The sequence below is a fragment of the Streptomyces sp. SID1328 genome, from assembly GCF_009865595.1.
In the GTDB taxonomy this organism is placed as follows: Bacteria; Actinomycetota; Actinomycetes; order Streptomycetales; family Streptomycetaceae; genus Streptomyces; species Streptomyces griseoluteus.
Map to the genome: position 1 here is coordinate 1 of NZ_WWKH01000491.1, position 10,445 is coordinate 10,445.

The 10,445-nt window shown below is 72.6% G+C and carries 11 protein-coding genes, 1 tRNA gene and 2 pseudogenes; 6 read left to right on the top strand and 8 right to left on the bottom strand.

Annotated elements, in window-relative coordinates:
* Together fhaB and GT030_RS15285 are read right to left on the bottom strand one after the other, a co-directional pair.
* Positions 1–133: pseudogene (fhaB, locus tag GT030_RS15280) on the bottom strand (antibiotic biosynthesis regulator FhaB); the annotation flags it as partial.
* Positions 134–143: 10 nt separating this feature from the next.
* Entirely contained in the window at positions 144–998 is an 855-nt protein-coding gene (locus GT030_RS15285; protein ID WP_161201586.1) for a DUF3662 and FHA domain-containing protein, read from the bottom strand.
* Between the two features lie 439 nt (positions 999–1,437).
* On the opposite strand from GT030_RS15285, the gene GT030_RS15290 reads away from it, so the two are divergent.
* Positions 1,438–1,521 (top strand) — tRNA-Leu (locus GT030_RS15290).
* 114 nt (positions 1,522–1,635) lie between these two features.
* Here the strand turns inward: GT030_RS15290 and GT030_RS15295 are convergent.
* A complete protein-coding gene (locus GT030_RS15295) occupies positions 1,636–2,535 on the bottom strand; it encodes an aminoglycoside phosphotransferase family protein (protein WP_237522453.1) in 900 nt (299 codons plus the stop codon).
* Between the two features lie 463 nt (positions 2,536–2,998).
* Between GT030_RS15295 and GT030_RS15300 the strand changes: the two genes are divergently transcribed.
* The 4 genes from GT030_RS15300 to GT030_RS15315 all read left to right on the top strand — a co-directional run bounded on the left by GT030_RS15300 (position 2,999) and on the right by GT030_RS15315 (position 6,284).
* Positions 2,999–4,426 (top strand): DUF2252 domain-containing protein, encoded by a 1,428-nt coding sequence (locus tag GT030_RS15300; protein WP_161201587.1) that lies wholly within the window; start codon positions 2,999–3,001, stop codon positions 4,424–4,426.
* A 64-nt stretch (positions 4,427–4,490) separates the two neighbouring features.
* On the top strand, positions 4,491–4,961 hold the full coding sequence (locus GT030_RS15305) for a hypothetical protein (RefSeq protein ID WP_161201588.1): 471 nt from the start codon (positions 4,491–4,493) through the stop codon (positions 4,959–4,961).
* Positions 4,962–5,072: 111 nt separating this feature from the next.
* Positions 5,073–5,894: a hypothetical protein gene (locus GT030_RS15310; protein ID WP_161201589.1), complete on the top strand. Its 822-nt coding sequence runs from the start codon at positions 5,073–5,075 to the stop codon at positions 5,892–5,894.
* Between the two features lie 60 nt (positions 5,895–5,954).
* On the top strand, positions 5,955–6,284 hold the full coding sequence (locus tag GT030_RS15315) for a rhodanese-like domain-containing protein (protein WP_161201595.1): 330 nt from the start codon (positions 5,955–5,957) through the stop codon (positions 6,282–6,284).
* A 19-nt stretch (positions 6,285–6,303) separates the two neighbouring features.
* Here the strand turns inward: GT030_RS15315 and paaE are convergent, their stop codons facing one another.
* From paaE to paaA, 5 genes are read right to left on the bottom strand one after another with little or no spacing between them, the layout of a single operon-like run.
* The gene (gene paaE, locus GT030_RS15320) at positions 6,304–7,368 is read right to left on the bottom strand and encodes a 1,2-phenylacetyl-CoA epoxidase subunit PaaE (protein WP_161201590.1); all 1,065 of its coding nucleotides are present in this window, start codon (positions 7,366–7,368) and stop codon (positions 6,304–6,306) included.
* On the bottom strand, positions 7,368–7,916 hold the full coding sequence (gene paaD / locus GT030_RS15325) for a 1,2-phenylacetyl-CoA epoxidase subunit PaaD (protein WP_161201591.1): 549 nt from the start codon (positions 7,914–7,916) through the stop codon (positions 7,368–7,370). The genes paaE and paaD overlap by 1 nt, the downstream gene beginning before the upstream one ends.
* Positions 7,910–8,629, bottom strand: coding sequence for a 1,2-phenylacetyl-CoA epoxidase subunit PaaC (paaC, locus tag GT030_RS15330; RefSeq protein WP_161201592.1), 720 nt, complete (start codon positions 8,627–8,629; stop codon positions 7,910–7,912). Before paaC ends, paaD begins: the two co-directional genes overlap by 7 nt.
* Positions 8,626–8,913 carry a 1,2-phenylacetyl-CoA epoxidase subunit PaaB gene (gene paaB, locus GT030_RS15335; RefSeq protein WP_030805879.1) on the bottom strand — a complete coding sequence of 96 codons (288 nt, stop codon included), beginning with the start codon at positions 8,911–8,913 and terminating at the stop codon, positions 8,626–8,628. Before paaB ends, paaC begins: the two co-directional genes overlap by 4 nt.
* A complete protein-coding gene (gene paaA, locus GT030_RS15340) occupies positions 8,910–9,929 on the bottom strand; it encodes a 1,2-phenylacetyl-CoA epoxidase subunit PaaA (protein ID WP_161201593.1) in 1,020 nt (339 codons plus the stop codon). Before paaA ends, paaB begins: the two co-directional genes overlap by 4 nt.
* A 312-nt stretch (positions 9,930–10,241) precedes the next feature.
* Between paaA and GT030_RS36465 the strand changes: the two are divergent.
* Positions 10,242–10,445, top strand: a pseudogene (locus GT030_RS36465) (hypothetical protein); the annotation flags it as partial.

The window sequence follows — 10,445 nt, forward strand, 5'->3', positions numbered from 1 at the left end:
CCCGGCGCGCTCCGCGCTGTGTGACACGCGTACCGAACAGATCGCTGCGGATGACCTGCACGGCCACGATCACGAACAGCCACAGTACGGCCAGGAAACCCAGCCGCATGACCGTGAGGGTCAGCTCTGACATTGCCCCCGCTTCACCCTTCGGCTTGCCTATAGATAACGGTGGTGCTGCCCACGACGATCCGCGAGCCGTCGCGGAGCGTAGCGCGGGTGGTGTGCTGCCCGTCCACCACGATGCCGTTGGTGGACCCGAGGTCCTGGATCGTCGAGGGCGTCCCGGTGCGGATCTCGCAGTGCCTGCGGGAGACGCCGGGGTCGTCGATGCGTACGTCCGCCTCGGTGCTGCGGCCCATCACGAGGGTCGGGCGGGAGATCTGGTGGCGGGTGCCGTTGACCTCGATCCAGTACCGGGTCGCGATGCCGCCCATCGGGGCGGCGGCGGGGCGCTGGGTGGCGGGCTGGGGGTAGCCGTAGCCGCCGGGCCGGGCACCGGGGGGCGGCGCGGACGGCATCGGCGGGGCTCCGGCGGGCGGGTAGCCGTATCCGCCCTGGGGGCCATGGGGTGCCGCGGGGCCCGGACCGCCGGAGTGCGGGGCCTGGGGCTCCTGGCTGCTGGAGGAGGCGAGGGTGCGGCTGCGCACCCGGTACAGACCGGTGTCCAGGTCGGGGGCCTTCTCCAGGGTGACCTTGATCGGTCCCATGAAGGTGTAGCGCTGCTGCTTGGCGTAGTCGCGCACCATTCCGGCCAGCTCGTCACCGAGCTGTCCGGAATAGGGGCTGAGCCGCTCGTGGTCGGGCGTGCTCAGCTCCACGATGAAGTCGTTGGGCACGACGGTCCGGTCGCGGTTCCAGATCGTCGCGTTGTTGTCGCACTCCCGCTGGAGCGCGCCGGCGATCTCCACCGGCTGGACCTCGGACTTGAACACCTTGGCGAAGGTGCCGTTGACCAGACCTTCGAGACGCTGCTCGAATTTCTTCAGGACTCCCATGGGGCACCTCCTCCGTCGCTGCCGTTCTGCCGTGCCGTGCTCGGCGCGGCAGCCTCGCCGGTACTGCTCACTGATCGTATCTACGCGCCCGGCAATCAGCCGGTTCCCCCAGCGGACCCCCTTCGAACTCCTTCGGAGGAGGATCGTAGGGGTGGTCCCGGTCCAGTGTCCCGCACCCGGCGTCCGGTCCGGTCCCCCTGTGGATGAGATGGCCGGGACCGGTACGAGGTTGATACCTGAACAGCTTTGTCCACAGGGGCGGGGGTTGCGGGAGGTCCCGGCGGGACGTCCGTGCGGTGCGGGTTCTCGGGCGCGGCGGGGCAGATGGCCTGGTGGGGGGCCTGGGGAAGGGATGTGATTCCACCCCGTGGGCCGTGCTAATGTTCTGCATGTCGGAAGGGGCCAGCCCGCAAGGGCCGAACCGGAAGACACACCCAATGCGCGGGTGGCGGAATAGGCAGACGCGCTGGATTCAGGTTCCAGTGCCCGAAAGGGCGTGGGGGTTCAACTCCCCCCTCGCGCACAACACCCAAGTGGGCGGCATCGTTTGGATGCCGCCCACTTCGGCGTTTCCGGGATCGTGTGCGGGCGCAACCGGGCGACGGGGCCGTGTGAGTAAGGTCTCAGACCCCGGCGTTCACCGGTCGCCCAGGACCTGGCCGATCACATGGCGGGCGTTCGCCGAGATGACCGGGTTGGTGTGCCGGTAGTACGGAAGCTGAATCACCGCCATGGACAGGGCCCAGCCGCGCCCCCGCTCCCAGGTGGCGTCGTCCACGTCGGCCCCGTCCCGGAAGACCGGGCGGGCGGCGGGCGTCAGCAGGTTCCAGGCGGGGATGAGGTCGATCGCCGGATCGCCCACGCCCGCCGTGCCGAAGTCGATGACGGCCGTCAGCCGGCCGTCGGCGCCCAGCAGGTTGCTCGGCATCAGGTCGGAGTGCGTCCAGCACGGTGTCCCCTCCCAGCGGGGTGCCGCCAGGGCGGTCTCCCAGGCGGCCGTGATCGCGTCGGCGTCGAAGGGCTCATCGGTGCGGCGCAGCGCCTCGATCGCGGACCGGGTCTCGGTGTCGGCCGTGCTCAGCGGGCCGCCCCGGTAGGCCGGAGGGCCGCCGTCGAGGCCGGCCTTGCGCAGGGTGGTGACGAAGGCCGCTAGGTCGCGGGCCACGTCCTCGGTGCCGTACTCCGCGCCCTCGACCAGAACTTCGCCCTCCAGCCACCGGTGGACGGCCCACCGCCACGGGTAGCCCTCGGCGGGCTCCCCCAGGGCGACGACCTCGGGAACCGGCACCGGCAGCAGCGGCGCCAGCCGGGGCAGCCACCGGGCCTCGTGGTCCAGTGTCCCGGCACCGCCCTCGAGGAGCGGCAGCCGGACGGTCAGGCCGGTGCCCACGCGGTAGATGGCGTTGACCGTGCCGCCGGACGCCAGGCGGGAGACGGGCAGGCCGGCCCACTGGGGGAACTGGCCGCGCAGCAGCCGCCGTACGAGGTCGGGGTCGGTGTGGGCCTCGCCCGCGTGCATCTTCCTGGTGGTGCTCATGTGGGGGTGACGGTCCTCTTCGTGTCGGTGGTGATGCCGTGCTCTACCGGTACAGGGGGGTGGTGACGTCGGTCACCTCGAAGGCGACCGTTTCGGCCAGTTCGCGGGCGAGTGCGCGGGCGGCGGCGTACCGGATGCTCACCTACGGGACGCTGCCGATCGGCGCCTTCCTCGGCGGTCTGCTGGGCCCGGGCGGCTGGGCCTGTGGAACTCGATCCTCGCCTTCGCGCTCGCGTCGGTGGTGGGCCGGCTGCTGTTCATCGCGGCCTGCCGGCGGCTGCCGGCGCCGGAGCGGGAGGGGGAGGGGATGCCGGCGGAGTAGGGCGGGACGCCCGCCGCGGATGTCCACAAGTGGTGAGTTGTCCACAGGGTCTGACGCGTTTCGGCCACCGCATGTACCTTCGGCACGAGTTGATGTTCGAGACGCTCGTGCGGGGGCGTTCGGGGTGCGGGGGAGGCGGTCGTGGTGGCCGGAGTCGGGGTGGAGCCGGCCGAGGTGAGGCCGGTGGGCAGGGTGCCGAGGCTGCGCGGGTTCGCCGAGTGGCCGCCGGCCGGGTCCGCCAAGCATCGGGGCAAGGCGCTGCGGGCCGACGTGCCCCGTGCCGCCCACCGGGACCTCGTGGTGGACGACGCGCGTCCGGACGCGGTGGCCGCCGTCGAGGAGTCCAACGCCGGGCGCCTTCCCGAGCTGACCCCGATACGGGTGGGCCGCATGGTTGCCTCCCCCTTCGCCTTCCTGCGCGGCTCGGCCGGCCTCATGGCGTACGACCTGGCCCGCACCCCGGTGACCGGCATAGGCACCCAGCTCTGCGGCGACGCCCACGCGGCCAACTTCGGTCTCTACGGGGACGCGCGCGGCGGTCTGGTCATCGACCTCAACGACTTCGACGAGACGGTGCACGGCCCCTGGGAGTGGGACCTGAAACGGCTCGCCGCGTCCCTGGTGCTGGCCGGGCGCGAGGCGGGGGCCGACGAGGACACCTGTCACGCGGCCGCGCGGGACGCCGTCGGCGCGTACCGGCGCACCATGCGGCTGCTGGCCAGGCTGCCCGCGCTGGACGCCTGGAACGCCATCGCGGACGAGGAACTGGTCTCCCACACCGACGCCCATGACCTGCTCGGCACCCTGGAGCGGGTCTCGGTGAAGGCGCGGGCCAACACCAGCGGCCGTTTCGCCGCCCGGTCGACCGAGGAGTGCGAGGACGGCGGGCGCCGCTTCGTGGACGCGCCCCCGGTGCTGCGCCGTGTCCCGGACGCCGAGGCCGCCGCCGTCGCCGCCTCACTGGAGCCGTATCTGTCGACGCTGGGTGCGGACCGGCTGCCGCTGCTCGCGCGGTACGCGGTGCAGGACGTCGCCTTCCGCGTCGTCGGCACCGGCAGCGTGGGCACCCGGTCCTACGTCGTGCTGCTCCTCGACCATCGCGGTGAGCCGCTCGTCCTCCAGGTGAAGGAGGCCCGGCCCTCCGCGCTCGCCCCGCATCTGGCCACCGCGGGCTTCCCGGTGCCGCCCGCCGAGCACGAGGGGCGGCGCGTGGTGCTGGGGCAGAAGCGGATGCAGGTGGTCAGCGACATATTGCTGGGCTGGACCACGGTGGACGAACGGGGCTACCAGGTACGGCAGTTCCGCAACCGCAAGGGGAGCGTCGACCCGGCCGCCCTCGCTCCGGACCAGGTGGACGACTACGGCCGGATGACCGGCGCCCTGCTGGCCCGCGCCCACTCGCACAGCGCCGACCCCCGCCTCATCGCCGGGTACTGCGGCAAGAACGAGGAACTGGACGACGCCGTGGCCGACTTCGCCACCGCCTACGCCGACCTCACCGAGGCCGACCACGCGCGCCTGGTGGAGGCGGTGCGCTCCGGGCGGATCGCGGCCGAGACGGGGGTGTGAGCGGGGATGGGGGGACGAGAGGGGCGGACGCCGTGGTGGGGAAGAGGGTGCCCGGAGTGCTGAGATGAAGTACGTCGAACTGCGCGGCGGTGGCAGCGAGGAGACCGTGCTCGCCGACCCCCGCCCGTATCTCGCCCGGCTGCCGGGCATCGCCGCTGGCCTCCCGCCCGGCGCCCGTGCCTTCGCCACCGACCCGGCGCACTACGACCCCGAGGCCAAGCGCTGTGTCCGCGACCTGCTGCCCACGCGGGTGAACCGCACGGCCGACGGTGACGTCGAGATCCGCTTCCGGCACAACTGCTTCCGGCACGAGGAGGACCTGCTGGTCCGCTACACCGGTGTGTCCGACTTCCAGTCGGACGTGCTGGACGTGTGCGATCCGGCCTCGCTGGGCGATGTGATCCTGGACGAGATCCTGCCGCTGCCGGGTGGCTGCACCCATGAGGTGGCCTGCCGTCCCGGCCGGCTGGTGGTGGCGTGCCGGGATCTGGTGGCCGAGTGGGTTCCGGCCGCTTGCCCGGAGACGGGTTCCTAGGCGGGGCCGGGTTCCTAGGCGGGGACGGGTTCTTAGGCGGGGACGGCGAGTTGGGGCGGTCGTTCCGTTCCGTCGCGGTAGGGCCTTGTGGGCGTGGCCTAGGCTGGTCGGGTGACGACCCCGGAAGCTGAGCAGACCGAGCAGTCCCAGTCGCCGCGGCCCGAGGAACGGCTGGAAAAGGCCGTCCGGGTCGCCGAGCAGGCGCTGATCGACTTCGAGATCGCCGTGGAGACCTTCCGCGTCGAGGTCGAGAACTTCGCCCGGCTGCACGAACAGCGGCTCGGCCCGCTGTACGCCCGCATCGAGGAGCTGGACGCCTCGATCGCCGAGGCGCGGGCCGCCCGTACCCAGGACCCCGAGGACATCCGGCGCGCCGCCGAGGCCCGCGCCAACCTGTCGCCCATCCCCGGTGTCGAGGAACTGCTGCACGGCTGGATGGACGGCCAGGGGCTGTTCCCCGAGGCCACCGCGATGCTCACCGATCAGCCGGTGCGGCCGCCCGAGCGGGTGCGGCCCAGCGAGGAGGTCCGCAAGCTCTACCGTGACCTCGCCCGCAAGGCCCACCCCGACCTCGCCCAGGAGAACGCCGAGCGCACCCGCCGCGAGGAGTTCATCACCCGCGTCAACGCGGCCTACGCCCGCGGTGACGAGGCCCTGCTGCGGGAACTCGCCGCGGAGTGGGCCGCCGGCCCGGTGCCGCCCGAGCGGCAGCCCAGCCCCAGCGACGAGCTGTACGCCCGCCTGGAGTGGCTGGCCCAGCGCAAGGAACTCCTCACCCTGGTCGCGCGGGAACTGGAGAACGGCGCCATCGCCGGCATGCTCCGTCTCGCCCCGGACGACCCCGACAGCCTCCTCACCGAGATCGCCGAGCGGCTGCACGGTGACATCGCCCGCCGCGAGTCCGACCTCGCGGCGCTGCTGACGCAGGAGTGAGGCCCCCGCGTCGCGTGCGGTGCTTCGGGTAGCGTCGGGGGCATGAGTTTCGGAGCTGGTGTGCCCACGGTCGAGGTCACGGACCTCAAGGACGGCGATTTCCTGCTGGACGTCCGCGAGGACGACGAGTGGCAGGCCGGTCATGCCGAGGGGGCGCTGCACATCCCGATCAGCGAGTTCGTCGCCCGCTACGGCGAGCTGACCGAGGCCGCCCCCCAGGACGGCCGCGTCAACGTCATCTGCCGCTCCGGCGGCCGCTCCGCCCAGGTCACCATGTACCTCGTTCAGCAGGGCATCGACGCGGTGAACGTCGACGGCGGCATGAAGTACTGGGAGGCCGCGGGGCGCCCGGTGGTCACGGATGCGGGGCAGGCCGGGGTTGTGATCTAGCGGCTGACCCCCGGCCCGCTCACCGGTCGAAGTCCACCTCCACCTTCTCGGTCATGGGGTGGGACTGGCAGGCGAGGACGTAGCCGGCTTCGGTTTCCTCGGGTTCGAGGGCGAAGTTGCGGTCCATGCGGACTTCGCCGGTGACCAGGAAGGCGCGGCAGGTGCCGCAGACGCCGCCCTTGCAGGCGTAGGGGGCGTCGGGGCGGTTGCGCAGGACGGTGTCCAGGAGGGATTCGCCCTGCTGGGCCGGCCAACTGCCGCCGCGGCCGTCGAGGCGTGCGGTGACCGTGCTGTGGGCGGCCGCCGGGGCGGTGGTGGCCGGGGCGGTGCCGCCGTCCACGTGGAAGATCTCCTGGTGGATGCCGGAGCGGTCCACGCCGAGACCGCGCAGGGCCCGTTCGGCGTCCTCCACCAGGCCGTAGGGGCCGCAGAGGAACCAGCCCTTCACCTGGTCCACCGGGAGCAGCGCGGGCAGCAGGCCGGTGAGCCGCTCCCGGTCGAGGCGGCCGGAGGGCAGGCCCGCCTGCTGTTCCTCGCGGGAGAGCACCGTGACCAACTGGAACCGCTCCGGGTAGCGGTCCTTCAGGTCGGCCACGTCCTCCAGGAACATGGTCGAGGCGGCCGTACGGTCGGCCCGGATCAGGCAGAACCGTGCGCCCGGCTCGCGGGCCAGCAGTGTGGTGGCGATCGACAGCACCGGGGTGATGCCGCTGCCGCCGACGACGGCCGCGAAGAGACCCGGCGCCGGGTCCAGGGTGAAGCGCCCGGCCGGGGTCATCACCTCCAGCTCGTCCCCGGCAGCGATCTCCTTGAACGCGTAGGTCGAGAACGCGCCCCCGTCGACCAGCCGCACCCCCACCCGCAGCGTGTTCGGGCCGGGCCCGGCCGGGTCGGGGGCCGGGGAGCAGATCGAGTAGGTGCGGCGGATGTCCCCGCCGTCCACGCGGCGGCGCAGGGTGAGGTGCTGGCCCGGTTTGTGCCGGTACTCCTCGCGCAGCTCGGGCGGCACGGCGAAGGTGACGGCGACCGAGTCGTCGGTCAGCCGGTCGATCTCGGCCACCCGGAGCCGGTGGAAGCGTGCCATCACAACTCCTTGAAGTGGTCGAAGGGTTCACGGCAGGCGAGGCACCGGCGCAGCGCCTTGCAGGCCGTGGAGGAGAAGCGGCTCAGCAGCTCGGTGTCGGCGGAGTCGCAGTGGGGGCAGCGGATGGCCTCCGGCGCCGTCCCGGTCTCCGCTTCTCCGGCGGGCCCGGTGCGGGTCGGGCCCAGGGTGAGGGTGACCGGTCCCGCGGGGTGCTGGGTACGGGGTGGGGCTATGCCGGACTGCTGGAGCTTGCGGCGGCCCTCCGGGGTGATGTCGTCCGTGGACCAGGCCGGGGTGAGGACCGTGCGGACGGTGACCTCCCGCATGCCGTGGGCGCGCAGGACCTGCTCTATGTCCGCGCGCATCGTCTCCACCGCCGGGCAGCCGGTGTAGGTCGGGGTGAGGTCGACCTCGACCGCGCCGGTGCCCGTGAGGTGGACCGCGCGCACGACCCCCAGCTCGTGCAGGGTGAGCACGGGGAGTTCGGGGTCGGGCACCGAGCCGGCCAGCTCCAGCAGCTCGGTCTCCAGCGCGGTGGCGGTCACCATGACGCCCCCGGATGACTGCGGTGCAGGTGCTGCATCTCGGCGAGCATCCGCCCGAACGGCTCGGTGTGCAGACCCTGCCGGCCCGCACCCGCCGCCCACGCTCCCGTGCGGGGACCCTCGGGCACGGTCAGGGTGGCGCGCCCGAGCACGTCCGTGACGGAGGCGAGCCAACTCGCCTCCAGGGCGGCCCAGTCGACATCCACGCCCGGGATCGGCTGGAACATCTCGCCGGTGAAGCGCCACAGCGCGTTGCAGGCCCGGCTCATCCGGTCGTGGCTGAGGTCGGTGCCGTCGCCGAGGCGCACGGTCCACTGCTCGGCGTGGTCGCGGTGGTAGGCGACCTCTTTGACCGCCTTGCCGGCGAGCGGCTGGAACGGGCCCTCGTTCACGGCCAGTTCGGCGTACAGAAGGTGCTGGTAGGTGGAGAAGTAGAGCTGCCGGGCGATGGTGTGCGCGAAGTCGCCGTTCGGCTGCTCCACCAACTGCAGGTTGCGGAAGGCGCGTTCCTCGCGGAGGTAGGCCAGCTCGTCCTCGTCGCCGGTCATGGAGAGCAGCACGCGGGCCTGGCCGAGCAGGTCGAGCGCGATGTTGGCGAGGGCGACTTCCTCCTCCAGCACGGGGGCGTGGCCGGCCCATTCCCCGAGGCGGTGGGAGAGCACCAGGGCGTCGTCGCCGAGGGCCAGGGCTGCGGTGGTGGGGACGGTGGCGGTCACAGGTGCTTCACCCCTTCCGGGATCTCGTAGAAGGTCGGGTGCCGGTAGGGCTTGTCGGCGGACGGCTCGAAGAACGGGTCCTTCTCGTCGGGCGAGGAGGCGGTGACGGCGGTGGCCGGGACGACCCAGATGGAGACGCCCTCGCCGCGCCGGGTGTAGAGGTCACGGGCGTTGCGCAGGGCCAGCTCCGCGTCGGGGGCGTGCAGGCTGCCGGCGTGGGTGTGGGAGAGGCCGCGGCGGGAGCGGACGAAGACCTCCCACAGGGGCCAGTCGGTGTGGGTCATGCGCGCGTCGCTCCTGTCCGGCCGGTGCTCCCGGCGTGTTTGGCCGCGTGGGCGGCGGCCGCTTCCCTGACCCAGGCGCCCTCGTCGTGTGCGCGGCGGCGCTGGGTGATGCGCTGTTCGTTGCAGGGGCCGTTGCCCTTGAGTACTTCCTTGAACTCGGTCCAGTCGATGGCGCCGAAGTCGTGGTGCCCGCGCTCCTCGTTCCACTTCAGCTCCGGGTCGGGGAGGGTGAGGCCGAGGGACTCGGCCTGGGGGACGGCGATGTCGACGAAGCGCTGGCGCAGCTCGTCGTTGGAGTGGCGCTTGATCTTCCACTCCATGGACTGGGCCGAGTGCTGGGAGGAGTCGTCGGGCGGCCCGAACATCATCAGTGAGGGCCACCACCAGCGGTCGACCGCGTCCTGTGCCATGGCGTGCTGCTCGGGGGTGCCCTTGCTCAGGGCGAGCAGCAGCTCGTACCCCTGGCGCTGGTGGAAGGACTCCTCCTTGCAGATGCGGACCATCGCGCGGGCGTACGGGCCGTAGGAGCAGCGGCACAGCGGGACCTGGTTGGTGATGGCGGCGCCGTCCACCAGCCAGCCGATGGCGCCCACGTCGGCCCAGGTCAGGGTGGGGTAGTTGAAGATCGAGGAGTACTTCTGGCGGCCGCTGTGCAGCTTGTCGAGCAGCTCCTCGCGGCTGGTGCCGAGGGTCTCGGCGGCGCTGTAGAGATAGAGGCCGTGGCCCGCCTCGTCCTGGACCTTGGCCATCAGGATCGCCTTGCGGCGCAGGCTGGGGGCGCGGGTGATCCAGTTCGCCTCGGGCTGCATGCCGATGATCTCGGAGTGCGCGTGCTGGGCGATCTGGCGGACGAGGGTGGCGCGGTAGGCGTCCGGCATCCAGTCGCGTGGCTCGATGCGCTCCTCGGCGGCCACCGCCGTGTCGAAGGCGTGCTGGTGTGCCGCGATGTCCGCGGTGGCGCCGGGTGCGCCGTCCGCGGGTGTGCGGTCCGTGCGAGGCGCGGCTGCTGTGGCCATGCGGTCCCCCTGACCTAGGACTCTGCCGGAAACACGTCCCGACCGATCGTTCGGTTCGTGCGAGTCAATGGTGTGCCGGGGCGTCGTCGGGTGTCAACCGCTGTGGGCAACGCCGTGGGGTGCCTGTGGAAAACCGCCGTGGCCGGTCTGCGTCCCCGGCGATGCCGGGGACGTGCGCGGCGACCGCAGCCGCGCGGCCAAGGCCGGGGCCGGGGCTGCGCGGGGTGGGTGGGGCTGAGTACCGTTCCGTGCGGGTGCCAAGCGGAAGCAAAGGCGTCCGAGGACCAGGGGGCGCCCGCCACGGGCGCGTCGATGCCGGAGCGGAAGCGGGACGGGGCGGGGATGGACGCGTACGACGAGGAGCCGGAGGCCCTGAACGGGCCGGACGGCCCGGCCGGGGCGCGTCGCGCGAGCGGCCCAGGCACACCGGGCGAGGACACCGGTCCGGAGGGCACCGGACCCACGGGCACCGGAACCGAAGGCACCGCAGGCGCCGGCGCCCCCGACCCGGCCCCG